This is a genomic window from Variovorax sp. P5_A3, assembly GCF_056400665.1.
Genome location: NZ_JBFUKW010000018.1, coordinates 67,627 through 92,009, shown reverse-complemented (window position 1 = coordinate 92,009; position 24,383 = coordinate 67,627). Strand labels below are relative to the sequence as shown.

Below are 24,383 nucleotides of genomic sequence, written 5' to 3'. Positions count from 1 at the left end.
AAAGCTCGCATGAAACTGATCGGATCCGCTGCCAGTCCTTACGTGCGCAAGGTACGCGTGGTCATGGCCGAAAAGCGGCTCGACTACCAGTTCGTGATCGAAGACGTCTGGTCTGCCGACACCACGATTTCCAGCGCTAACCCCCTGGGCAAGGTGCCCTGCCTGATCATGGACGGCAGCGAGGCCATGTTCGATTCTCGCGTGATCGTCGAATACCTCGACACCATGTCGCCGGTCGGCAAGCTGATACCGCAGCAAAGCCGCGAACGTGCCGAAGTCAAGACCTGGGAAGCGCTGGCAGATGGCGTGATGGACGCCGGCGTGCTCTGGCGTCTCGAAGCGACCTGGGCGCACCGCGCCGAGGGAGAGCGCAGCCAGGCCTGGATCGACCGCCAACGCGGCAAGGTCCTCGGCGGCATCGCCGCCATGGCCAAGGGACTGGGCGAAAAGCCGTTCTGCAGCGGCATTCACCTGAGCCTGTCGGATATCGCAGTCGGTTGCGCCCTCGGCTGGGTCGGCCACCGCTTCCCCGAGATCGACTGGCGCGGCGATTACGCCAACCTCGCCCGCCTCTACGACAAACTCATGCTGCGCCCCAGCTTCGCCGACACCAAACCCTGAGCCGCTACAGCAAACGAAAAAAAGCCCCGCCATGCGGGGCTTTTTTGTTGGTGAAACACCGCGGATCCGGCTCCGCCGGGCCGCCGGTGTTGCCCCCGGCAGGGGGTAGGCGGCTACGCGAAGCGAGCAAGCCTGGGGGCGAGCAATACCCTTTATAAAAACGTTGCGAGGCGCCCCAAGACGAAGGAGGGAGGGAGGGAGGAGGAGAAGAATCGCCTCGGGATTTCAACCAGACAGTAGCGCCCAGAAGACCTCGCAACATGAAAACGTTCGGGCTGTCCATGCCCGAAACCATAAGAGATCACCCCATACGGCCCGGTTCCCACTGCAGTGGTAAACGTTTGTGACGCCTCGATGTTCGCCCGCCGACCGGTCCGCCTCAGTTCGGTCCGAGCTCCTTTTCGACGGCGCGGACGAAGGAACGATCGTCCGGCGCCGTCATGCTCGAATAGGAATCGACGACCTTGCCGTCGCGGCCGATCAGGTACTTGTAGAAATTCCATTTGGGCGTCGTGCCCGAAGCTTGCGCCAACTCCTTGAACAGCGGATTGGCGTCCACGCCTCGGACAGAGGATTTTGCAAACATCGGGAATTTGACGCCGAAGGTGTTTTCGCAGAATTCGGCAATATCCTTGTTCGAGCCTGATTCCTGGGCGAAGTCATTCGAAGGGAATCCCAGGACCACCAGTCCGCGCGACCGGTATTTGCTGTCGAGCGCTTCCAGCCCCTTGTACTGCGGCGTGAACCCGCAAAAACTCGCCGTATTCACCACCAGCACTACCTTGCCCGTGTACTGGCAGAGTGCCTGGGGCTTTTCGTCCTGCAGTCGCGGAAAGGTGTGCTGCAGGATGGCCGGACAACCCGCCGGCGTCGTCTGCGCACTGGCGCCGCCGGGCAGGAGGCAGGCCGCGATCGCCATCGCCGGGACAAATGGCACTAACCGTTGAATGGGGATTCGCATGGCGGATTTCCCTGTGTAAATAGCCTTTGGACCGGCGCCGTCAAGCGGCGCAAATACGCATCATCGCGCTCTTGTCACAGGTGCGCCAAACCTGCCGACTAAAATCCGTCGGCTCAAGAAAGACATAGATGCTCTACCCGGAACTTTTCAGACAGCTCGAATCCGTCCGCTGGGACATGGACAAGGATATTCCGTGGCAGTCTTTCGACGCGACCCGCCTCTCCGACGAGCAGGCCCAGACCATCAAGATGAATGCCATTACCGAGTGGGCGGCCTTGCCGGCCACCGAGATGTTCCTGCGCGACAACCGCCATGACAGCGATTTCTCCGCTTTCATGTCGATCTGGTTCTTCGAGGAGCAGAAGCACTCTCTCGTATTGATGGAATACCTGAAACGCTTCAGCCCGCAGCACGCCCCGACCGAGCAGGAACTGCACGAGGTGCGTTTCGACTTCGATCCCGCGCCGCCGCTCGAGACCCTGATGCTGCATTTCTGTGGCGAAATCCGCCTCAACCACTGGTATCGCCGCGCGGCCGAGTGGCATACCGAGCCGGTCATCAAGCACATCTACACCACGCTCAGCCAGGACGAAGCGCGCCACGGCGGCGCCTACCTGCGCTACATGAAGCGCGCGCTGGAGAAGTTCGGCGACGAGGCGCGCTCGGCCTTCACCAAGGTCGGCGTGCTGATGGCGAGCGCGCGCCGGACGGCGCAGGCCTTGCATCCGACCAATCTGCACGTGAACAAGGCGCTGTTTCCGAACGACACCATTCAAAGCCGTGTGCCCGATCCGGACTGGCTGGAGCATTGGCTGGACAAGCAGATCAAGTTCGACTCCGTCTGGGAGAACAAGGTCGGCGATCGCATCCTGCACAACCTGAGCCTGTTGATGAACAGGAGCTTCAAGACCGTGCAGGAACTGAACCGCTACCGCAAGGAGCTGGCGGCTTCGCTCGGCCCCAAGCCCGAGTACCAAGGGGCATAGGGCTCGCCCCCAGGCTTGCTCACTTCGTGTAGCCGCCCACCCCCTGACCGGGGGCAATACCAGCGGCCCGGCGAAGCCGGTTCCGCGGTATTCCTGGGATTTCGGCCCTTCGCCTTGACGGCTTAGTGGCGTTCGACGATGACGGGCGTCAGTTGGAGGCCGTTGCGGACTTGCTCTGCGGTGTCGCGGGCGAGGTCGCGTGATGCGTAGGGGCCGGCCTGCAGTCGGTGGGTGCCGCGTTCGCTGAACACGTTGAGGGACGGGGCCAAGGCAGGCAATTCACGTGCAACCTGCTGCTGGAAGCGGGCGGCGCCATCGCGTTGGCTGAAGGCGCCGAGTTGCACCCAGAAGCCGGGCGGCGGCGCGGATGTGATTCCATCGGCCGACGCTGGAACAGGCAAAGCGCTCGGTGGAGGCGTTGCCGGCAACGCAACGGGGGTCAGGGGCGGTAGCGCGACAACTTCCATCGACTCGACACGCGGGGCGGCTGCGACCGGTGCAGTCCATGCCGCCGGGACCGCGACGTTGTCGGAGGCAGGCGCCGGCTGGATGCTGGCCGTCGACATGCCGGGCGGTGCGCGTTGTGCCAACTGCGTCGAGTCCACATTCCCACGCCGCCACGCACCGGTGCGAATGTCCTCGTTCGTGATGCGCTCGATCTCCACCGGCGCCACGCCTCGCAGCAGGTCGAGCTTGAGCGCCGCGGTGTAGCTGAGGTCGATGACGCGATCGTCGTGGAAGGGCCCCCGGTCATTGACCCGCACGATCACCTCGCGCCCGTTGGCCGGATTGCGCACGCGCACGTAGCTCGGCAGGGGCAGCGTCTTGTGCGCTGCCGTCATGGCGTACATGTCGTAGGGCTCGCCGCTCGCGGTGGACTGGCTGTGGAACTTGCGGCCGTACCACGATGCAAGGCCGCTTTCGCGGAAGGGCCGGTCGTCGACGATCGGCACGTAGGACTTGCCGAGCACGACGTAGGGCTTGCTCGTGCCCCCGGTTCCGCGGATCGGCTCGACCCGAGGCTCCGCATCCGGCACCTGGCCTAGGCCCGCCGGCGGATTGGCATCCGCGCCGTCGCGGCCGATGCCGGAACCGCCCCGCGGCCCGCTCGCGCAGCCGGCCAGGAAAAGCAGCGTCGCGCCCGCGACCAGCGCGATGGCGCGTTGCGACGACAAGCCCGGCCTAGCCAAACACCGCCTTCCACAAAGCCAGCATCGCTTCGCGCTCGGCGACAAGCGAACTCATCGGCATCTGCGTTGGCTCTTCGTTGAGCCGCGCCCGATGCTGCACGCGCCGCAGCTCGCGATAGGCGGACGCCGCGTTCCGGCCCACGCCCTCCGGTAGCAACCCGGCGGCTTCCGCGCGCAGGAGCAGCGCGATGTTGCCGACGTTGGGCACCAGCTCCGGATGCGTCTTCGCCTCCGACAGCACCAGGAACTGCACGGCGAATTCCGCGTCGACCATGCCGCCTGCGCTGTGCTTCACGTCGAAGCGGTCGGGCTTCACGGGGCGCGCGGCGCGCACCTTCTCGCGCATCGCGACGATCTCGGCCTTGAGCGCCTCGCGATCGCGCGGGGCGGTGATCACCGCCTCCCGGACGCGGTCGAAGCGCTCGCCCAGCGCGGCATCGCCCAGCACGAAGCGCGCGCGGGTCATGGCCTGGTGCTCCCACGTCCACGCCGTGTTGCTGCCCCGGCCGAGCTGGTACTTCTCGTAGGCCTCGAAGCTGGTCGTGAGCAGGCCCGAATTGCCGTTGGGGCGCAATGCGGTGTCGATCTCGAAGAGATCGCCCTCCCGCGTCTTTACCGTGAGCCAGTTGATCAGTTTGCGCACATAGGCGGCGTAGACCTCGCCGGCGCGCTCGTCGTCGTCGTCGTAGACGAACACGATGTCGAGGTCGCTGCCGTAGCCCAGTTCCTTTCCGCCCAGCTTGCCGTAGCCGATGATCGCGAACTGCGGCTGCTCCCGATGCGGGCTGCGCAGGTGCGGCCAGCACCAGCGCGCCGTGACGCGCAGCACCGCGTCGGCCAGCGCGCTGAGGTCGTCTGCCACCTGTTCGACAGTGATGCGGCCGTCGACATCGCGCGCCAGCGTGCGAAACAGCTCGGCATGGTGCGCGTGGCGTAGCAGGTTGAGCAGGCGTTCCTCGTCGGCTTCCCCGGTACGCGTCAGCGACAGGTGGCGACTCTCCAGCTCTCGTTCGAACTCGGCCGCGACGAAGCGGCCGGAGAGCATTTCGTCGCTGGCCAGCTCGTCGATCACGCCTGGATGCTGCATGAGATAGCGTGCCGGCCACTTGGCCGAGCCAAGCAGGCGCAGCAGCCGTTCCTGCACGGCGGGCCGCTCGACCAGCAAGGCGATGTAGCTGTCGCGGCGCAGCAGGGGCTCGATCCAGTCGGCCCAGCGCAGCGCGGCATCGACGTGGTGGCCGACCTTGCCCGGCGCGTCGCTGTCGGGTTCGCGCAGCCACTGGCCTGTGCGCTGCACCAATTGCCGCAGGCGCGCCCGGGTTTCGTCGCGCAGCGCCAGCACGCGCGGGTTCTCGCGCCAGCGCCTGATGCGTGCAGCGAATGGTTCCGGCAGTCCGTCGATCAGGTCGGCCAGGTCGATGACGGGAACGGCCTTGGAGTTGCCGTTGCAACCCGTGCAAGGCTTCTTGCCGCCGAGCAGCTTGTCGAACTCCTGCGCCACGAACTCCCGATGCGCATCGAGCTGTGCCAGGAAGTCGCAACAGTCCGCGTAGCCCAGCGTTTGCGCGATCCAGCGCACGTCGTCGTCGTTGACCGGCAGCACATGGGTCTGCTGGTCGTCGAGGTACTGGATGCGATGCTCGACACGGCGCAGGAATTCATAGGCGGCGGCCAGCGCATCCGCAGCTTCCTGCGGCATGAGATTGGCGCGCGCCAGGCGCTGCAGTGCGTCGAGCGTGGGACGCGTCCGAAGCTCGGGAAACTGGCCGCCTCGCACCACCTGCAGCAGCTGCACGGTGAACTCGATCTCCCGGATCCCGCCGCGCGACACCTTGACGTCGTTCGCGCGTTCCGGACGGCCCGCGCTCCTGCGCGCCGCCTGTTCGCGGATCTGTCGATGCAGCGTGCGCAGGGAGTCAAAGACGTTGTAGTCGAGATAGCGCCGGAAGACGAAGGGCAGTACCACGCCGCGCAGGGCCTGCGCCGATCGATCGGCCACCACCGAATTCGGGGCGACGACGCGGCTCTTGAGCCAGGCAAAGCGCTCCCATTCCCGGCCCTGTCGCTGGAAATACTCTTCGAGCGCGTCCATCGAGACCACGCTCGGACCGGAATTGCCATTGGGACGCAGCGCCAGGTCCACGCGGAACACGAAGCCGTGCTCCGTGGTGTCGCCCACCAGCGCGTAGATGCGCTTGACCGCATGCGCGAAGTATTCGTGGTTCGACAGGCGCGAACGTGCGTCGCCCGCCGTCTCGCCGTCCTGGTCGTAGAGATAGATGAGATCGATGTCGCTCGAGACGTTGAGCTCACGTGCGCCCAGCTTTCCCATGCCCACGACCCAGAGCTGCGCGCGCTGGCCATCCTCGCCGAGGGGTGCGCCATGCACGGCATCGAGTTCGGCACAAGCCTCCCTGCACGCGACATCGAGCGCGAATTCGGCGAGTTCGGTGCATGCAGTGGTGACGACGGACAAAGGCGCCTGCTCGTCGCAGTCGAGCGTGACCAGCCGCTCCATCACGAGCTGCCGGACGATGCGCAGCGAATCGGCGACGCTATTCCCTCGATTTCGAAGGGCTTCGTAGGCTTCGGCCATGTGCGTCTTCAGGGGCGCACCTGGCGGCAACAGCGAAAGTTCGCCCGCATAGCGACGCCGCAGTCGTTGCACGAAGCGCGAATAGGCGGACAACGGAGTCGACGGAATGGATGCCGAAGGCGACCGATGCGCCATGGCGTCGGCCTCGGTGGAACCCGGGTGGGAGCTGGCGGTCATAATTCCTGCCACAGCGCGATCCTCAATGAACGACACGACGTCTTCCCCTTCACGTCTGCTCAAGATCACCGCTGTGACGGCGCGCTGGTTGTTGGGTTTGCTGATCGGTGCATGGCTCCTGCTGGCGCTGTCAGTCGTTGTCCTACACATTTGGATTGTGCCGCGAATCGGCGACTACCGTGTCGCGCTCGAGGCGCAGGCCACGCGCGCCATCGGCGTACCGGTCCTGATCGGTTCGATCTCCGCCCGATCGGCTGGCATCTTTCCCACCGTCGAATTGCAGAACGTGGTGCTCCAGGATGCCCACCAGCAGGCAGCGCTGCGCCTCGAACGCGTGGTCGCCAGCGTCTCGCCCAGATCGCTGTGGAAACTGAGCTTCGAGCAGCTCTACATCGAACGACCCGAGGTCGAGGTGCGCCGCGATGTGCTCGGCAAGCTCCATGTGGCGGGGCTCGACATGCCCACCGATACCACCGGCGGAGGCGACGGCGCCGACTGGTTCTTCGCCCAGCGCGAGGTGGTCGTCCAGGGCGGCACGGTGCGCTGGACCGACGACATGCGCAAGACGACGCCGCTGCTCCTGACCGACGTGCAGTTCATTGCCCGCAACGGCAGCCGGCGCCACGACATGCGCGTCGATGCCACGCCGCCCACAGGCTGGGGCGAGCGTTTCACCGTGCGAGCCAGGTTCCGTCAGCCGCTCCTCTCCGTGCGCAGCGGCAACTGGCGAACCTGGGACGGGGAGGTGTACGCGGACTTGCCCTACATCGACGTCACCCGACTCGGCAGCTACGTGCATTTCGACGGACGGATTCGCGAAGGCAGCGGTGGCATGCGCCTGTGGGCCGACGTCAACGACGGCCGGCTGACGGGCGCCGTGGCCGACCTGGCACTGGCGAAGATCGACGCGTCGCTCGCCAAGGGCCTCGAGCCCCTGGTGCTGCGTGGTGTCACGGGGCGTCTCGCCGGCAAGATGACGGACGAAACGCTGGAGTTCGCCACGACCAATCTCCAGTTCGATACCGCCGACGGCATGCGCTGGCCGGGCGGCAACCTCTGGTTCCAGCACACGCCAGCGAAGGATCGCATTGCCGAGCGCGGCGCGGTGCGTGCGGACCGCCTCGACCTTGCCGCGCTGGCGCTGATTGCCGATCGCCTGCCTCTCGACGACGCCACGCGCAAGCACATCGCGTCGTACGAGCCGCGCGGACTGGTCGAGCGCATCGAGGCGAGCTGGCAAGGCTCGCCCGGTGCCCCCGACAAGTACCAGTTGCGCGGCCGCTTGAGCAACTTCAGCATCGCTTCGCAGTCTGGCGAGCACGTCGAGGCCGCCGGGGCCGAAGCGGCGCAAAACGCGGCTGGCCGCAGCGCTCCACGACCCGCCGCCCCTTCGACCGGTGCGACGGCATCAGCGGCCTCGGAACCGCCGCCCGTGCCGGTGGGAACACCCGGCGTGCGCGGCGCCACCGTCGATTTCGATGCCAACCAGGCGGGCGGCAGCGCGTCGCTGTCGATCGCGAAGGGCGCACTCGATCTGCCCGGCGTGTTCGAGGAACCCGTGGTTCCGATCGACCAACTGTCGACCCAGCTTCAGTGGAAACTCGATGGCGAGGCCGTCCAGCTCCAGCTTTCGGGCCTCCGCTTCGCCAACGCCGACGCCGACGGCGAGGCGCAGGCGAGCTGGCGCACGAGCGATCCCGCCGTCTCGCGCAGTGCGGCGCGATACCCGGGCGTGCTCGACCTGCAGGGCAAGCTCACGCGCGCCGACGGCACACGGGTCTATCGCTACCTGCCGCTGCACATCCCCAAGCAAACGCGCGACTATGTGCGCGATGCGGTCACGAAGGGCGCCGCGAGCAGCGTCGACTTCAAGGTCAGGGGCGACCTTCACGACATGCCTTTCATGGACCCGAAGCAGGGCGACTTCCGCATCGCCGCGCGGGTCGCCGACGTGACCTACGCCTATGTGCCCGCCATGCCGGGCGCCAAGGTCGTCTGGCCGGCGCTGAACAATCTGTCGGGTGAACTCGTCTTCGAGCGGGCCGGCATGCTGGTGCGCAATGCACGCGGTCGCATCGTCGGCGCGCCCGGCATCGAAGTGACCCGGGCCGAGGCGCAGATCGCCGACATGGCGCACCATGCGCCGCAGCTCAAGGTCGATGCCCAGGCCAGGGGCCCGGTCAACGAACTGCTGCTCGCCGGCGCGCCACTGACGGGACCCGCCGAGTCGACCCTCGCTGGCATGCGCGTGACCGGCAACGCCGACTACAAGCTGAAACTCGAGCTGCCGCTCGCAGCCCTCGACAAATCCAAAGTGCAGGCCAGCGTCGCGCTGTCGGACAACGAGATCCATCTGTCGCCGCAGGCGCCGTCGCTGTCGCAGGCGAAGGGCATGCTGAACTTCACCGAAGGCGGCTTTTCACTGGCGGGCGTGCAGGCCCGTGCGCTGGGTGGCGCGATACGCGTCGAAGGCAGTGGCCGATTCGGCGATGCTGCGCAGGACCTGAACTTCAAGGTGCAGGGCACCGCGACCGCCGACGGCCTGCGCGCCGCACGCGAGGTCGACTGGCTCCCGCGCCTCGCCGCCAACGCGACCGGCAGCACCCCCTATGCGCTGAACTTCTCGGTGCGCGAAGACGCAACCGAATTCCTGCTCACCAGCACGTTGCAGGGCCTCGCGCTGCAACTGCCGCCACCGTTGACCAAGTCCGCCGACGAATCGATGGCCCTGCGCGTCGAGAAGAAGGTGATCTCGCGCGAGGCACGGTCATCGCCGGGGATGAACGATCAGATCTCCGTCGAACTCGGCCGCGTTGCGTCGGTGGTGTACGTGCGCGACATCACCGGCAGCGAGGCGAAGGTGCTGCGCGGCGGCATCGGCATCGGCTTGGCGGCGGGCGAATCCGCAGCCCCGCCGGAGCGCGGCGTGTTCGCGAACCTGCGGTTCTCGCGGCTCGACGTGGGCGCCTGGCAGTCGATCTTCAGCGCGACAACCGGCAAGGCACCCGAGACCGTCGCGACTGCCGACGGCACGGATGACCTGCAGTCCTACCTGCCTACCGTCATCGCGCTGCGGGCGCAGGAACTGGTGTTCGGCGGCCGCACGCTGAACAACGTCGTGCTCGGCGGCACCCGTGAGGGGCCACTCTGGCGCGCGAACGTCGACGCAGTCGAACTCAGCGGCTATGCGGAATACCGGCACACGCAGGCGGGGCGCCTGTTCGCGCGGCTCGCACGGCTCAAGATCGCGCCCAGCGAGGCCAAGGCGGTCGAATCGCTGCTCGATGAGCAGCCGAGCACCTTGCCGGCGCTCGACATCGTCGTCGACGATTTCGAGCTGTTCGGGCATCGTCTGGGCCGCGCCGAGATCGATGCGGTCAACCGCGGCGGCGCGGGCCGCGAATGGCGGCTCAACCGGCTGGCGCTCTCCAACCCGGATGCCACGTTCACCGCGCAGGGCAGCTGGGCTGCGCCGCCCGGGACCACACCGGCAGCCGGGCGCGACCAGCGGCGCACCAGCATGGATTTCAAGCTGGATATCGCCGATGCCGGCGGACTGCTCACGCGCTTCGGCATGAAGGACGTCGTGCGGCGAGGCCGTGGGCGCCTGGAAGGTGGCGTGAACTGGACCGGATCGCCCTTCACGCTCGACTATCCGAGCCTCGGCGGGCAACTCCAGATCAATGTCGAATCGGGCCAGTTCCTCAAAGCCGACCCGGGTATCGCCAAGCTGCTCGGCGTGCTCAGCCTCCAGGCCTTGCCGCGGCGCCTCACGCTGGATTTCCGCGACATCTTCAGCGAAGGCTTCGCCTTCGATTTCCTGCGCGGGGACGTCAAGATCGACCAGGGCGTGGCGTCTACCAACAACCTGCAGATGAAGGGCGTGAATGCCGCCGTGCTGATGGACGGCTCGGCGGACATCGCGCACGAGACCCAGAACATCCGCGTGGTCGTCGTGCCCGAGATCAGCGCGGGCACGGCCGCGCTGGTGGCGACCGCGATCAACCCGGCCATCGGCATCGGCACTTTCCTCGCGCAGATGGTGCTGAGCAGGCCGCTGATCGCCGCTGCCACGCAGGAGTTCCAGATCGACGGCACCTGGACCGACCCCAAGATCACCAAGGTGGCGCGCCGGTCGACACCCGAGGCCCTGGCCCCTGTAAGCCCAGCCGCCGCACCGGCCGTACGATAGAACAAGCACAAGGAGACTTGCCATGAAAGTCGCTGCGATCCAGATGGTGTCGGCCATCGCACGCGAGGCCAACCTCGCTCGCGCGCACGCGCTGCTGGCCGAGGCCGCGGCGGAGGGCGCCGAGCTCGCAGTGCTCCCGGAGTACTTCTGCATGATGGGTGCGCGCGACACCGACAAGCTCGCCCTGCGCGAGACCGCCGGTGCCGGCTCGGTGCAGAGCTTCCTCGCCGATGCCGCGCGCGAGTTCGGGTTGTGGATCGTCGGCGGCACCCTGCCGCTCGAAACGGAAGACGACAACCACGTCTTCAACAGCTCGCTGGTCTATGCACCGGACGGCGCGTGTATCGCGCGCTACGACAAGATCCACCTCTTCTTCTTCGACAACGGCCGCGAGCGCTACGACGAGCGCCGCGTCATCGCGCCGGGCTCGCAGCCCGTGTGCTTCGACCTCCCCTCGCGCGACGGCCACCGCTGGCGGATCGGCATGAGCGTCTGCTATGACCTGCGCTTCCCGGAGCTCTATCGCGCCCTCGCGCGGCAGGGGGCCGAGTTGTTGCTCGTGCCCAGCGCCTTCACCCGGACCACGGGCGCCGCACACTGGGAGGTGCTGCTGCGTGCGCGCGCGATCGAGAACCTCGCGTGGGTCGTCGCTCCCGCGCAGGGCGGCACCCATGAGAACGGACGGCACACCTGGGGCCAGTCGATGGTGGTCGATCCCTGGGGCGCGGTGGTGGCGCAACAGGCCGTCGACGAAGCCGTGGTGCTGTTCGACATCGATGCCATGCAGGTGGAGCGCGCGCGGTCGCAACTGCCGGCGCTTTCCCACTGCGTACTCTGACGACGGTGTCCTCGCCTCCGCTGCCTGTCTCCCGCGTCCTCCGTCCCGCGTTCGCGCGGTTGCGCTTCCTGCGCTCGGTGTGGCGGCGCTGGTTCCTGTGGGTGCTGCTCGCCATGCTCGTGCTGGCATTGCTCGTCACCGTGGTGTGGCTGGCGGGGCGCCACGAAGTCGAGCAGACCCAGAGCGTGCTCGAACGGGACACCGCCGACGCCGTGTCCGACCTTCGCGTCGGGCTGCAGCGCAACGCACAGACCTTGCGCGCGTCGCTCGGCGAGGGCGTCGATCGCGAACATTGGGAAAGCCGCGCATCGGACCTCCTGCGCCAGCACCGCGAGTGGTTGCGGCTCGAATGGCGCGACGCGAGATTGCGACTGCGTGGCGCGGCCGATACGCCCTATCGCCAGCACATCTTCGATGAAGGCGTGCGCGGTGCCGACCAGCCCGACGTGATGCTCGCCTGCGCCGCGGCGCGCAAGCTGGCGGCGCCTGCGTATTCGCCAAGCCACTACGTGCCAGTCACCCAGGGCAACGGCCTCGAAGTCATGGAGCTGTGCCTGCCGGTGGAGGGCGGAGGCTACCTCGTGGCCTCGTATTCGTTGCGCGACACGCTCATCGAACTCGTGGCGCCCACGCTCAGCCGCGGGCAGGAGGTGGCCTTCACCGAAGCCGACGGCACGCGGCTCGTGGCCATCGGTGCGCCGCGCCGCGTGGGCACGCGCGTCTTCACGGCGCAGCAACTCATCGACCTGCCGGGCGCGCCCATGATGCTGCGTGTCGACGGCTGGCGCGCGGTGCCGGATCTCTTCCCGAACATGCTGACCGCGCTGGTCACCGCGATCTCGATCGCCCTCGTCTCGGTGCTGGTGCTGCTCGCCCGCGACACGCGCAGACGCCTGCGCGCGGAGCGCGACCTGGCCGACGCGCTCGCGTTCCGCAAGGCAATGGAAGACTCCGTCATCACCGGCTTGCGCGCACGGGACCTGCAAGGCCGCATCACCTACGTGAACCCCGCGTTCTGCGAGATGGTGGGCTTCAGCGCCGAGGAACTCATGATCAGCGAAGGCACGCCCTACTGGCCGACCGAACTCGCGCACGAGTACCAGCGGCGCCAGGCCGTGCGCCTGGCGGGCGCCATGCCGCCGCGCGAAGGCTTCGAGTCGGTCTTCATGCGCAAGGACGGCAGCCGCTTTCCGGTGCTGATCTTCGAGGCGCCCCTGATCAACGCGCATGGCTCGCAGACCGGCTGGATGAGCGCCTTCATCGACATCAGCGAGCAGCGCCGCATCGAGGAACTCTCGCGCGCCAGCCAGGAGCGCCTGCAGGCCAGCGCGCGTCTGGCCACCGTCGGCGAAATGGCATCGCTGCTCAGCCACGAGCTCACGCAACCACTCGCGGCGATCACCAGCTACGCGAACGGCTCGCTCAATCTGCTGAATGCCGACCAGTCCCAGCGAAGCCGCGACCACGATGACATCGCGATGGCGGTTCGCCGCATCTCCGAGCAGGCCGACCGCGCCGGACAGGTGATCCGCAGCGTGCATGACTTCGTGCGCCGGCGCGATCGCACCCGCGAACCCGTCGCGCCGCATGCGCTGGTCGACGCGGTGCTGCCCCTGGTGCGACTGCAGGCGCGCAAGCTGGGTGTGCGCATCGAGCTTTCGCTCGAAGACCGCCTGCCCGCCGTGTTCTGCGACCGCACCCTCGTCGAGCAGGTTCTGCTGAACCTGGCGCGCAACGGCATGCAGGCCATGGACATGCCGGAGCTGACCGATCGCGTGCTGCGCCTGAAAGTCGTTCGCGCAGGTGGCATCGGCCGGGATGGCGGAGGCGCGACGGCTGCCGACGCGCGCCGCTGGCTCGAGTTCTCCGTCGCGGACGTGGGTTGCGGCATCAGCGGCGAGGTCGCCGAACGCCTCTTCACGCCCTTCTTCACCACGCGCCCGGACGGCATGGGCCTGGGCCTGAGCCTGTGCCGCACCGTCGTCGAACAGCACGGCGGCGTGCTGATGTACGAACCCCACCGCCCCCGCGGCACGATCTTCCGCTTCACCCTTCCGGTGATATGACTAACCCCCAGGCTTGCCCACTTCGTGTGGCCGCCCACCCCCTTGCAGGGGGCAATGCCAGCGGCCCGGCGAAGCCGGTTCCGCGGCATTTCTGGAAGAATGCAATGCGCCCCACTCGGCCCTCCCGTGATCGGGAAATACCGCAGAACCGGCTTCGCCGGGCTGCTGGTATTGCCCCCGGTAGGGGGTGGGCGAAGCGACACGAAGTGCGCGCACCTGGGGGCGAGCCAAATGATGATTGATGCGCTGATTTTTATTGTTGACGACGACGCCAGTGTTCGCGAGGCGCTGGCTTGGCTGTTGCGTTCGCGACGGCTGGTGAGCGAGAACTTTGCCAGTGCGGAAGCGTTCGAGGCGCGCCTTGCTGACGAACCATTGCTCGACCAGCCGCACTGCCTGCTGCTCGACGTGCGCATGCCGGGGACCAGTGGGTTGGTGCTGTTCGATCGTCTCGCGGAGCGGGGGCTGCTGGAGACGATGCCTGTGATCTTCCTGACCGGGCACGCCGATGTGCCGACGGCGGTCGATGCGGTGAAGCGCGGCGCCTTCGACTTCTGCGAGAAGCCGTTCTCGGACAACGCGCTGGTGGACCGCATCGAACATGCGCTCGGGGCGTCCTTGCGCGCCATCGAAGCCAAGCGTACGCGGCAACGCCTGAAGCACCGTATCGACGAACTGACCGATCGCGAGCGTGACGTGATGCGTTGCGTGGTCGAAGGGCTGCCCAACAAGCTGATCGCGGAGCAACTCGCGATCAGCGTGCGCACGGTGGAAGTTCACCGTGCGCGCGTGTTCGAGAAGATGGAAGTCAAGTCGGCCGTCGAACTGGCCAACTTGCTTCGCGGCGTCCAGACTTAGGCCGGGGAACGTTCACCGACATAGATCTCTACGCGGCGATTCTGTGCGCGGCCTGCGTCGGTGCTGTTGTCCGCGATCGGTTCGCGCGAGCCGCGGCCTTCGATGCGGAATGCGGTGGGCGACACGCCGCGTGCGACCAGGTAGTCGCGCGTGGCCGCGGCACGCTCGACCGACAGCGGGTTGTTGATGGCATCGGTGCCGGTGCTGTCGGTGTGGCCGATGATGCGCACGTCGGCGTTCGGGTTGTTGCGCAGGCCGGTCGCGAACTGGTCGAGGATCGGCGAGAAGTTGGGCTTGATGGCCGCGCGACCCACGTCGAAGGAGATATCGCTCGGGATTGCGAGCTTCAGCTCGTTGTTCGGCGTTTGCGTCACGGCAACGCCGGTGCCCTGGGTGGCTGCTTCCATCTGCTTCTTCTGGTTTTCCATGCGCTGGGACCACAAGTAGCCGCCCGCCGCGCCCGCCAGTGCGCCGATTGCCGCACCCGTGCCGGCCCTGCCTCCGGTGGCGCTGCCGATCGCCGCGCCAGCCAGTGCGCCGCCGCCGGCGCCGATGGCCGTGTTGCGTTGCGTGTCCGTCATGCCGCCGCTTGCGCAGCCTGAAAGAACGATCGCTGCTGCACAGGTGGCGAGTACGAATTTTTTCATGTCAGTCCCTTTCGACTATGGATTCAAAGAGCGCCGATTATCCCGAGCGCTCCACGTGAATCGCCCCGCCCGGGCGTTTCCGCGTGTAACGTTCGATTTTCGGCCGTGGTCTGGAGAGGCGCGCGAAATCTCGCGTGCCCGCTATCGAATGAATAGCGTGCAAGGCGCAGGCCGACACGTCGACGCGCCATCGAATGACGCGTGGTCAATCGCGCGGAGAAGTGTCCTTGGATGCAGGCGCCTCTTCGGCATCGGCCTCTTCATGCAGCTCGCCGCGCTTGCGGCCGGAGAACATGGTCCACCAGATGATGAGGATGAACACGATTCCCGCGCCAAGTGCTTCAAGCAAAATCAGACCCATGAAAAAAGGACTCCAGTGGCTGGTTGGGCTCGCGATCGTAGCAATGCTCGCAGCCTGCTCGACCGGAACGCGGCAGCCCGAAGCGCCCGTCTTCACCCCCATACCGGGCACGAGCCCATCGCGCGACCTGGGACCGCTCACCGGCTCGCTCGCGCATCCGAAGAGCCGGTGGGTGCCCGTCGCGTGGTCGGAGCTTCCCGGCTTCAACGAGGACGCGCTGCACGAAGGCTGGGTCGCCATGCTTTCCAATTGCGCGCGCCCCAATGCCGCCTTCGCGCCCCTGTGCCGCGAGGTGCGTCAGCTGTCGCTCGCCGAAACCGCGGAACAGCGCGAATGGATGATGCAGCGGCTGCAGCCCTTCCGGGTCGAGTCATACACGGGCCCCACGGACGGCAAGCTCACCAGCTACTACGAGCCGGTGTTCGATGCCACGCGCAGGCCGACGGCGACCAACACTGTGCCGCTGTACCAGGCACCCACCGGCCTGGTGCCCAAGCGCCCCTGGTACACGCGCCAGGAAATTGACACGCTCCCGCAGGCCCAGTCTGCGCTGCGCGGCCGCGAGATCGCCTGGCTCGCGGACCCCATCGATGTGCTCATGCTCCACATCCAGGGGTCGGGGCGCCTTCGCATCACCGAGCCCGACGGTTCGCAGCGCGTGGTGCGCGTGGCCTTTGCGGCCACCAACGAGCAGCCCTATCGCAGCGTGCAGCAGTGGTTGATGAGCCAGGGCGTGACCAAGGTCAGCCTCTGGCCCGACGACACCAAGCTCTGGGTCGCGCAGAACCCGCAACGCCTTTCGCAGCTGCTGTGGAGCAATCCCCGCTACGTGTTCTTCCGCGAGGAGCCGTTGAGTGAGGTCGATGCGTCCTCGGGTCCGATCGGTGCGCAGGGCGTGCCGTTGACGGCCGGCCGCTCGATCGCGGTGGATCGGGACAGCATTCCCTACGGCACACCGGTCTGGCTCGCTTCGCCGGGTCCGGCGGTACCGCTCGCCAAGCTGGTGGTCGCGCAGGACACGGGCAGCGCCATCGTCGGCGCGGTGCGGGCCGATTACTTCGCGGGCACCGGTGCCGACGCGGGACGCCTGGCGGCCCGGATGAACCAGCCGCTGCGCCTGTGGGCGCTGTGGCCAAAATAGGACGGAAGCCCGAACGCCATGAACCTGAGCACTTTTTCGATCATCCTCGCCGGCGTCCTGCTGAACTCGGCGGCGCAGCTCCTGCTCAAGGCCGGGGCCAGGACACTGGGCTCGGTGTCCATGGGAAGCATTGCCTCGCTCTTCGCCACGGCGTTGGGCGCGGCCACCCAGCCCTGGATCCTGCTGGGCCTTTTCTGCTACGTCGTGAGCGTCGGGCTGTGGATCGTCGCGCTGACCCGCGTGGACGTCACCATCGCCTATCCGATGCTCTCGATCGGCTACGTGGTCGCGGCACTCCTCGCGTGGCAGTTGCTTGGCGAGCCCCTGACCTCCGGCCGGGTGCTGGGCATCGCCATCATCCTGGTGGGGGTCGTGGTGCTGGCCAGAAGCTGAGCAGCGCAACGCCCCGCCTGATCAAAGCCCGATCACGCCACCGTCGTCCTTCGTGATCATCACCGTCGCCGAGCGCGGACGTGCCGTGCTGCCGCCCGCGCCGTAGGCCGTCACGCCGGCACCGTTGCCGGGCCAATGGCTTTCGTACTTGCCCGGGTCGGCGATGTTGGTCGCGACGGTGTTCTCGCCCGGATGCTGGATGTTGATGAACAACGCCTTGCCGTCCGGCGATTCGGCCAGGCCGGTCACTTCCGCGCCGAGCGGCGCCGTGAGGAAGCGCTTGAAGATCGTGTCGTTCATCTTCTTGCCCGCGTACGTGGTCACTGTCACCGGGCCGGTACCCGCCGCGCCGGGCTTGCCGTTGGCCTGGTTGACCACGTCGAGCTTGCCGCCGTCGCCGTAGGTGCCCGGGACCGCCGCCAGCAGCATGCAGTTGGTGACGTCGGTGTAGGCGTTGTCGTCGGTCTCGATCCAGAGGATGCCGCTCGCGCGCGAGAACCAGCAGCCGTCGGGCTTCGAGAAGTCGTTGACGTCCGACAGGCCCGACAGGTTCACGTTCTTCTGGTAGTTCACGTCGTCGAGACCGGCGTCGGCCTTGGCCTGGCTGCCGAACAGGAAGATGTCCCAGTTGAAGGTGGCGGCCGACGCATCGTTGTCGGTCTCGCGGATTCGCATCACCTGCCCGTTGACATCGCCCTTGGAGACCGACGCCGTGGCGTTCTGCGTGGAGACGCCCTTGTTGTCGAGCCAGTAGCGCGGGAAGGCCGGGTCGACGTCCGGGTTCGGCACGTTGTTGCTGCTGGTCGTGCCGACCGCGCCGCGGTCCGGGTTCTCGGTCATCGTGATGTAGATCTCGCCGTTCTTCGGATTCACGGCGGTCCATTCGGGGCGGTCGCACTTCGTCGCGCCAGCGGCGTCGGCTGCCAGCCGTGCGTTGACCAGCACGTCGGCCAGGTCGGCGAAGGCGTAGGCGCCGTTGCCCGAGATGGCGGCGTTCGTCAGGTCGAGCTTGAGCCACGTGCCCGAGCCGTCGGCGTTGAACTTCGCCGCATAGAGCGTGCCCTCGTCGAGGTACTTGCTGCCCGTCGCCAAGCGGTCTGCGGGATTCGCGTCCGCCGCGCTCCAGACGGCCTTGGAGACGTACTTGTAGACGTACTCGCTGCGCGAATCGTCGCCCATGTAGAAGGCGAGCGGCTTGCCGACGACCGGGTTGCTCGGCCATGCGCCTTCGTGCGCGAAGCGGCCGAGTGCGGTGTGCTTGACGGGCGTCGACGACGGGTTGTACGGATCGATCTCGACCACCCAGCCGAAGGTGTTGGCCGTGTTGCGGAAGTCGTCCGTGCCGTCGGTCGATGCACCGAGGCTGCTCGTGTCCCAACGCGCGTATTCGGTGTTCGTGCCGTCGGCCGGCACGACAGTCGCCCAGCGCTGGCCGCCGCCTGCGCCTTGCGCGAGGCCGATGCGCTTGAAGGCAACCAGTTCCTTGGCGCTGCGCTTCGCATCGTCGGCCGAGCCGCGACGGAAGAAGCCCGCGAAGTTTTCCTCGCAGGTGAGGTACGTGCCCCAGGGCGTGTAGCCGGACGCGCAGTTGCCGATCATGCCGCGCGTGCCGGTGCCGGCGGGCGAGTATGCGGTCTTCAGCAGCGCGGAGCCGCGCGCCGGGCCACCGAACTCCATCGGCGTGCGCGGCGTGACGCGGCGATTGAAGGTGGAGTTCTTGACCACACCGAACTTGCCGCCCGACTTGGCGATCTCGACCACCGAAGCGCCGTGCGCCTCGACCTCCTTCAGTGCCTCCGCTTCGGGACGCGGGCCGGCGCTCGAACCGATGTTGGTCTGGCCGCTCGGGTGCATGAACATCACGGTGCCGTTGATGGCTTCGTGGTTGATACACATGAGCGCACGCTCGGTGCTGCTGAGGGACGGCTTGCTGTCGGCAGTCAGGCCGAAGTAGTGCATGCCGTCGTGCTGGTCGCCGCTGCGGCGGCCGAAGGTGTCGTCGGTGCCGTCGTTCTTGTAGTCAGTGACTGCGGGGTCGATCGAGTCGCCGGTCGCGTAGATCACGGTGGCCGTGTAGCCGGCCGGCACGGTGATGCGGTCGGCGAGGTCCTTGCCCACGGCGGAGAAGCCGAGCTTCGGATCGGCAGCGGGTGCCGGCGCCGGAGCGGGAGGAGGCGGTGCCGGTGCGGGCGCGGGCGGCGCGATGGGGAAGACGCCGTCGTTTCCGCCGCCGCAGGCGCTCAGGGCCAGCGGACCGAGCGTCGCGGCCGTCAGCGCGCCCACGCCGCCGCGCAGAAGATGGCGGCGATGCACGCGTGCCGCGATGACTTCATGCAGGCTGGTGTTGGCGGTCGGGTTGTTGTCGAGGTCGTCCGGGTCGATATATTCGTCGGAAACGGCAGGCGTGGGGAGGTTTTTCATCGTGAAAGGTGGGCTGACGGAAGCCTGACCTTAGCGACGGAAGATGAAACTTTTGTTGCAGTGGCCCGCATCTGGCTGTGCGCCATGACGGACGGCGTGGCACAAGGCGACGTCGGCAGCCGAAATCCCCTGCAGCGTTGAGCCTGAAATGTGTGCGCCTCCCACATTCGCGCGCCAGCGATCGAGCTACCTTTGTTTGCAAAAGGAGCCTTCCATGCCAAACCCCAAGTTTCCTTCCGAGGACGACCCGGCGCAGCTTCCGGTCGAGCCGGAGTTTCCGACCGATACCGACCCCGGCAATCCGCATTCGGACGAAGGCAAGCCCGGCGTCGATGAGAACGCCGCCGTCTTCGCGAAAGAAAAGCTCTAGCCCCGTCCGACGTCGCCGCGCTGCGTCCGGCACGCGTATCTCGCTGCGTTCCCGGTTACTCGGGAAGCATGCCTTTTATTGCGCTTCATGCATCAATAGGACCAAACATTGCAATTCCCCTAACGTAGGCTGCGTCGCACACTTGCTCCCCAGAACTGCTGCCGCTTGGTGCAGTCAGCAAAGGAGACAACATTGGACGCACAGCAAGATCAGCTGCAATCGTGGGTCGGACGCAGCGAGAGAATCGAAGACACCATCAACCCCACCCCCGTGGTCGCACTGACGGCGACTCTCGACCATCCAGCGGCGCCGGTGATTGCGGGCACCACGCTTCCCCCACTTTGGCATTGGCTCTACTTCCTGCCGATGCACCGGCAGAGCGAAATCGGCGCCGACGGCCATGCCAAGCGCGGCGGCTTCCTTCCGCCGGTCCCCCTGCCTCGACGCATGTGGGCCGGCAGCCAGTTCGAGTTCCGCTCCCCGATCCGCGTGGGAGACCGAGTTGCGCGCACCTCGACCATCGATGACGTCACAACGAAGGAAGGCCGCACCGGCAAGCTCGTATTCGTGAAGGTGCGTCACGAAGTGCGCTGCAACGAGGCCGCCGTGCCGGCGCTCGTCGAGTTCCATGACATCGTCTATCGCGAAGCACAGGGCCCGGACGATGTCGTCCCACCACCCCAATCCGCACCGGTAGAGGCCGCCTGGCGCCGCCAGATCGTGCCGGACGACGTGCTGCTGTTTCGTTACTCGGCGCTCACGTTCAATGGCCACCGCATCCATTACGACCGCCAGTACGTGACGCAGGTCGAAGGCTATCCGGGCCTGATCGTGCATGGTCCCTTGATCGCGACACTGCTGATGGACCTCCTGCGCCGGCAGTTGCCGGACGCCGACGTGGCGAGTTTTCGGTTCAAGGCGGTCCGCCCGACATTTGACCTGAACGCCTTCCATGTCAGCGGCCAACCGCAGGCCGACGGCAAGACCATTCATCTCTGGGCCTCGGACCACGAGGGTTGGCTGACGATGGACGCCACTGCAGTGCTGCGCTGATCCATCACGACAACATCAAGAGAGACAAACCCATGCAGCCACTCAAAGGCATCACCGTCGTCACGCTGGAGCACGCGATTGCCGCGCCCTTCGCCACTCGCCAGTTGGCCGACCTGGGAGCCCGCGTCATCAAGATCGAGCGTCCAGGTTCGGGCGACTTCGCCCGCGGCTACGACGAACGCGTTCGCGGCCTGGCATCGCACTTCGTCTGGACAAACCGATCCAAGGAAAGCCTCACGCTCGACGTGAAACACCCCGAGGCAGCTCGAGTGCTCGAGCGACTGGTCATGGAGAAGGCCGACGTCGTCGTGCAGAATCTGGCACCGGGCGCAGCCACGCGCCTCGGCCTGGGCTACGACAAGCTTTCCAGCGCCAAGCCAGGCTTGATCGTCTGCGACATCTCCGGCTATGGCGACGACCCGCGCAATCCCGGCCCGTACCGCGACAAGAAGGCCTACGACCTGTTGATCCAGAGCGAGGCCGGTTTTGTCTCCGTCACAGGCACGCCTGAAGAGCCCTGCAAGGCGGGCCCCTCGATCGCCGACATCGCCGCCGGCATGTACGCGTACAGCAACATCCTCGCGGCGCTGTTGCAGCGCGGCCAGACCGGCAAGGGGCAACGCATCGACATCTCGATGCTGGAGTCCCTGGCCGAATGGACCAGCTACCCGCTCTACTACGCCTTCGAAGGAGCCGCCCCACCGCCGCGCACCGGCGCCAGCCACGCGACGATCTATCCGTACGGGCCGTTCCCAGCCGGCGACGGCACCACCGTGATGCTGGGATTGCAGAACGAACGCGAATGGGTCAGCTTTTGCGACAAGGTGCTGGAGCAACCCGATCTCGCGATGGATCCGCGGTTCACCGCCAACTTCAAGCGTGTGGCGGAGCGGGTCGCGCTACGCCAGATCATTGTGGACGCCTTCGAGCCGCTGACTGGTAAGCAGGTGGTCGAGCGACTCGAGCTCGCGCAGATCGCCAATGCGCAGGTCAACACCATGAAGGAGGTCTGGGCGCATCCTCAACTCGAGGCACGTGGGCGCTGGACCGAGGTGGGGACGGCCATGGGGCCGGTGCCCGCCATGCTGCCGCCCGGCACCTGGGATACCGGCCCCCGCATGGACCCGGTTCCTGCACTCGGCGAGCACACGGACGCGATCCTGGCCGAGCTCGGCTACAGCGCGGCCGAGATCGCCGGACTGCACACATCCAAAGCTGTTTGAGGTCGCCGCCATGCCCGCTGAATTGCTGCTTCCCGCTCGCACCTATCTCTTCGTGCCCGGCACGCGCCCGGAACGCTTTGACAAGGCGCTGGCCAGCGGCGCCGACAGGGTCGTGCTGGACCTCGAGGACGCCGTGGCTCCTGATGACAAGGCCAATGCACGCAGCACCGTCGCGACATGGCTGCAGGGTGTGATGCCCGCAACCCGGTCGCGCATCGTGGTGCGTATCAACGACGCCGGCTCGCCCTGGTTTGCCGCCGACCTCGCGGCGTTGCGCGACGCGGCCGGGATCGGCGTGCTCTTGCCAAAGGCCGAGTCGGCCGCGCAAATCGCCAGGACCCAGGCTGCGTTGCCGGACGCCGGCATCCTCGCGCTCATCGAAAGCGCACGCGGCGTGTCTGAAGTCGACCGCATCGCGGCCGCCGGCGCGCAGCGACTGGTGTTCGGCACGCTCGATTTCGCGCTTGACCTCGACATCGACATCTCGACGGACGCCTCCGGCCTTGGCTATGCAGCCAGCCGCATCGCGATCGCCTCACGCTTGGCGGGCCTGCCGGCACCGGTAGCAGGCGCCACCCCGCAACTCGACGACGAAGCTCGCCTGCTCTCGGATCTTGCGGAGGCTCGACGATTCGGCTTCGGCGCCAAGCTGTGCATCCACCCCCGCCAGGTACAGCCGATCCACGCGGCACTGCATCCGAGCGCGGAGGCGCTGGACTGGGCGCAGCGCGTCCTGGTTGCCGATGCTGCATCACCTGGCGCTGCCCGGCTCGACGGACGCATGGTCGACCGGCCCGTGGTGCTCCAGGCACAACGCATGCTGGCCTTGGCCCGCAACTGACCTTATTCACCAACTTCCACCGCAGAAAGAGACAACACACCATGGCCTCCACCATCATCGACTCGCGCATCTTCGGCGACATGTTCAGCGATGCACGCATGCGCGACGTCTGGTCCGACGAGAACCGCACCGCCAAGTACCTGGACATCGAGCGCGCCCTCGCGAAGGTCCAGGGCGAACTCGGCATCATCCCGAAGGAAGCGGCGGACGAGATCGTTCGGAACTGCAATCTGTCGCAGATCGACTGGGTCAAGCTGAAGGCCAAGACCGAACAGATCGGCTATCCCATCATTGCCGTGGTCAACCAGATCAATGCGAACTGCCGGGACAAGCTCGGCGAGTATTGCCACTGGGGCGCGACCACGCAGGACATCACCGACACGGCCGCCGTGTTGCAGATGCGGGAAGGCCTCGCCCTGGTCGAGCAGGATCTGGACGAAATCGGCGATGCGCTCGCCGCCCTGGCAAAGAAGTACCGTGCCACGCCCGTCATCGGCCGCTCCAACCTGCAGCAGGCCACGCCGATCACCTTCGGCTACAAGATGGCGAGCATCCTGGCTGGCATCGATCGTCATCGCGAGCGCCTGCAGCAACTCAAGCCGCGTGTCCTGATGGGTGAGTTCGGCGGCGCATCCGGCACCTTGTCCTCGCTCGAGAAGGGCGCCATGGAAACCCAGGCCGGGCTGATGAAGGAGTTGGGTCTGGCCCAACCGCTGATCTCGTGGCACACGGTGCGCGACACCATCGCGGAAGTTGGAGCTTTCCTCGGACTGGTCGGTGGCTCGCTCGGCAAGATCGCGATGGACGTCAAGCTGATGATGCAGACCGAAGTGGCGGAGGTCTTCGAGCCCTTCGCGCCGGGTCGCGGCTCGTCGTCGACCATGCCGCAAAAGCGCAACCCGATCTCCTGCCTCTACATCCACGCCAACATCTCGGTGGCGCGCCAGCATGCGGCTGCCCTGATGGATGCGATGGTGGCTGACCATGAGCGCTCGACCGGGCCTTGGGAGATCGAGTGGGTCTCGCTTCCCGAGATCTTCTGCCTGATGTCAGGCGCATTGAAGCAGACCAAGTTCATCCTCAAAGGCCTGGAGGTCGACGCCACCCGCATGCGCGCCAACATCGACATCACGAACGGCCTCGTGATGTCCGAGGCCGTGATGATGGGACTAGGCCCCTACATCGGCCGTGAATACGCCCACGACCTGGTCTATGACCTGTGCCGCCAGGCACTGGCCGACAACCGGCCGTTGATCGAGATCCTGGTTGCCCATCCCGAGATCAACAAGCACGTCACGCGCGCGCAGCTCGATGCGATGTGCGACCCGGCGAAAAACCTTGGCCAAGCCGGCGTCATGGTCGATCGCGTGCTCGCGGCGCGCCGCTGAGCCCGGCCCCGGCCTTCATCACCGACCAACCGGCGCAGACCGGTATGCATCTGTTCGCCC

At 66.7% G+C, this 24,383-nt stretch carries 19 protein-coding genes; 13 read left to right on the top strand and 6 right to left on the bottom strand.

Annotated elements, in window-relative coordinates:
* Nucleotides 1–9: 9 nt before the first annotated feature.
* On the top strand, nucleotides 10–621 hold the full coding sequence (locus tag AC1D3B_RS24495) for a glutathione S-transferase N-terminal domain-containing protein (protein WP_478193272.1): 612 nt from the start codon (nucleotides 10–12) through the stop codon (nucleotides 619–621).
* A 379-nt stretch (nucleotides 622–1,000) separates the two neighbouring features.
* Here AC1D3B_RS24495 and AC1D3B_RS24490 read toward each other — a convergent pair whose 3' ends face one another.
* A complete protein-coding gene (locus AC1D3B_RS24490) occupies nucleotides 1,001–1,582 on the bottom strand; it encodes a glutathione peroxidase (RefSeq protein ID WP_478193271.1) in 582 nt (193 codons plus the stop codon).
* Between the two features lie 128 nt (nucleotides 1,583–1,710).
* Here AC1D3B_RS24490 and AC1D3B_RS24485 point away from each other — a divergent pair, with 128 nt between their 5' ends.
* Nucleotides 1,711–2,568 carry a ferritin family protein gene (locus AC1D3B_RS24485; protein ID WP_478193270.1) on the top strand — a complete coding sequence of 286 codons (858 nt, stop codon included), beginning with the start codon at nucleotides 1,711–1,713 and terminating at the stop codon, nucleotides 2,566–2,568.
* Nucleotides 2,569–2,690: 122 nt separating this feature from the next.
* Here AC1D3B_RS24485 and AC1D3B_RS24480 read toward each other — a convergent pair whose 3' ends face one another.
* The gene (locus AC1D3B_RS24480) at nucleotides 2,691–3,743 is read right to left on the bottom strand and encodes a septal ring lytic transglycosylase RlpA family protein (protein WP_478193269.1); all 1,053 of its coding nucleotides are present in this window, start codon (nucleotides 3,741–3,743) and stop codon (nucleotides 2,691–2,693) included.
* A 7-nt stretch (nucleotides 3,744–3,750) separates the two neighbouring features.
* Nucleotides 3,751–6,531: a bifunctional [glutamate--ammonia ligase]-adenylyl-L-tyrosine phosphorylase/[glutamate--ammonia-ligase] adenylyltransferase gene (gene glnE, locus AC1D3B_RS24475; RefSeq protein WP_478193268.1), complete on the bottom strand. Its 2,781-nt coding sequence runs from the start codon at nucleotides 6,529–6,531 to the stop codon at nucleotides 3,751–3,753.
* 25 nt (nucleotides 6,532–6,556) lie between these two features.
* Here glnE and AC1D3B_RS24470 point away from each other — a divergent pair, with 25 nt between their 5' ends.
* The 4 genes from AC1D3B_RS24470 to AC1D3B_RS24455 all read left to right on the top strand — a co-directional run bounded on the left by AC1D3B_RS24470 (nucleotide 6,557) and on the right by AC1D3B_RS24455 (nucleotide 14,485).
* Nucleotides 6,557–10,723 carry a YhdP family protein gene (locus AC1D3B_RS24470; RefSeq protein ID WP_478193267.1) on the top strand — a complete coding sequence of 1,389 codons (4,167 nt, stop codon included), beginning with the start codon at nucleotides 6,557–6,559 and terminating at the stop codon, nucleotides 10,721–10,723.
* Between the two features lie 22 nt (nucleotides 10,724–10,745).
* Complete coding sequence (locus AC1D3B_RS24465; protein ID WP_478193266.1) at nucleotides 10,746–11,561, top strand: carbon-nitrogen hydrolase family protein; 816 nt, start codon at nucleotides 10,746–10,748, stop codon at nucleotides 11,559–11,561.
* Between the two features lie 113 nt (nucleotides 11,562–11,674).
* Nucleotides 11,675–13,627 carry a two-component system sensor histidine kinase NtrB gene (locus AC1D3B_RS24460; protein ID WP_478193311.1) on the top strand — a complete coding sequence of 651 codons (1,953 nt, stop codon included), beginning with the start codon at nucleotides 11,675–11,677 and terminating at the stop codon, nucleotides 13,625–13,627.
* A gap of 231 nt (nucleotides 13,628–13,858) precedes the next feature.
* Complete coding sequence (locus AC1D3B_RS24455; RefSeq protein WP_478193265.1) at nucleotides 13,859–14,485, top strand: response regulator transcription factor; 627 nt, start codon at nucleotides 13,859–13,861, stop codon at nucleotides 14,483–14,485.
* On the opposite strand, the gene AC1D3B_RS24450 is transcribed toward AC1D3B_RS24455, so the two are convergent.
* Nucleotides 14,482–15,132 (bottom strand): YiaD family glycine zipper/OmpA-like lipoprotein, encoded by a 651-nt coding sequence (locus AC1D3B_RS24450; RefSeq protein WP_478193264.1) that lies wholly within the window; start codon nucleotides 15,130–15,132, stop codon nucleotides 14,482–14,484. The genes AC1D3B_RS24455 and AC1D3B_RS24450 overlap by 4 nt on opposite strands.
* A gap of 205 nt (nucleotides 15,133–15,337) precedes the next feature.
* A complete protein-coding gene (locus AC1D3B_RS24445; protein WP_478193263.1) occupies nucleotides 15,338–15,493 on the bottom strand; it encodes a hypothetical protein in 156 nt (51 codons plus the stop codon).
* Between AC1D3B_RS24445 and mltA the strand changes: the two genes are divergently transcribed.
* Nucleotides 15,492–16,634, top strand: a complete 1,143-nt coding sequence (gene mltA / locus AC1D3B_RS24440) for a murein transglycosylase A (protein ID WP_478193262.1) — start codon at nucleotides 15,492–15,494, stop codon at nucleotides 16,632–16,634. The genes AC1D3B_RS24445 and mltA overlap by 2 nt on opposite strands.
* Before the next feature lie 18 nt (nucleotides 16,635–16,652).
* Nucleotides 16,653–17,027 (top strand): SMR family transporter, encoded by a 375-nt coding sequence (locus tag AC1D3B_RS24435; protein ID WP_478193261.1) that lies wholly within the window; start codon nucleotides 16,653–16,655, stop codon nucleotides 17,025–17,027.
* A 21-nt stretch (nucleotides 17,028–17,048) separates the two neighbouring features.
* On the opposite strand, the gene AC1D3B_RS24430 is transcribed toward AC1D3B_RS24435, so the two are convergent.
* Nucleotides 17,049–19,448, bottom strand: coding sequence for a PhoX family protein (locus AC1D3B_RS24430; RefSeq protein ID WP_478193260.1), 2,400 nt, complete (start codon nucleotides 19,446–19,448; stop codon nucleotides 17,049–17,051).
* Between the two features lie 214 nt (nucleotides 19,449–19,662).
* Between AC1D3B_RS24430 and AC1D3B_RS24425 the strand changes: the two genes are divergently transcribed.
* The 5 genes from AC1D3B_RS24425 (at nucleotide 19,663) to AC1D3B_RS24405 (ending at nucleotide 24,323) form a co-directional block, all read left to right on the top strand.
* Nucleotides 19,663–19,818, top strand: a complete 156-nt coding sequence (locus tag AC1D3B_RS24425) for a hypothetical protein (RefSeq protein ID WP_478193259.1) — start codon at nucleotides 19,663–19,665, stop codon at nucleotides 19,816–19,818.
* Between the two features lie 192 nt (nucleotides 19,819–20,010).
* Nucleotides 20,011–20,871 (top strand): HTD2 family dehydratase, encoded by an 861-nt coding sequence (locus AC1D3B_RS24420; protein ID WP_478193258.1) that lies wholly within the window; start codon nucleotides 20,011–20,013, stop codon nucleotides 20,869–20,871.
* Between the two features lie 32 nt (nucleotides 20,872–20,903).
* The gene (locus AC1D3B_RS24415) at nucleotides 20,904–22,094 is read left to right on the top strand and encodes a CaiB/BaiF CoA transferase family protein (protein ID WP_478193257.1); all 1,191 of its coding nucleotides are present in this window, start codon (nucleotides 20,904–20,906) and stop codon (nucleotides 22,092–22,094) included.
* 10 nt (nucleotides 22,095–22,104) lie between these two features.
* Entirely contained in the window at nucleotides 22,105–22,935 is an 831-nt protein-coding gene (locus tag AC1D3B_RS24410) for an HpcH/HpaI aldolase/citrate lyase family protein (protein WP_478193256.1), read from the top strand.
* A 41-nt stretch (nucleotides 22,936–22,976) separates the two neighbouring features.
* Nucleotides 22,977–24,323 carry a class-II fumarase/aspartase family protein gene (locus AC1D3B_RS24405; protein ID WP_478193255.1) on the top strand — a complete coding sequence of 449 codons (1,347 nt, stop codon included), beginning with the start codon at nucleotides 22,977–22,979 and terminating at the stop codon, nucleotides 24,321–24,323.
* Nucleotides 24,324–24,383: the final 60 nt, after the last annotated feature.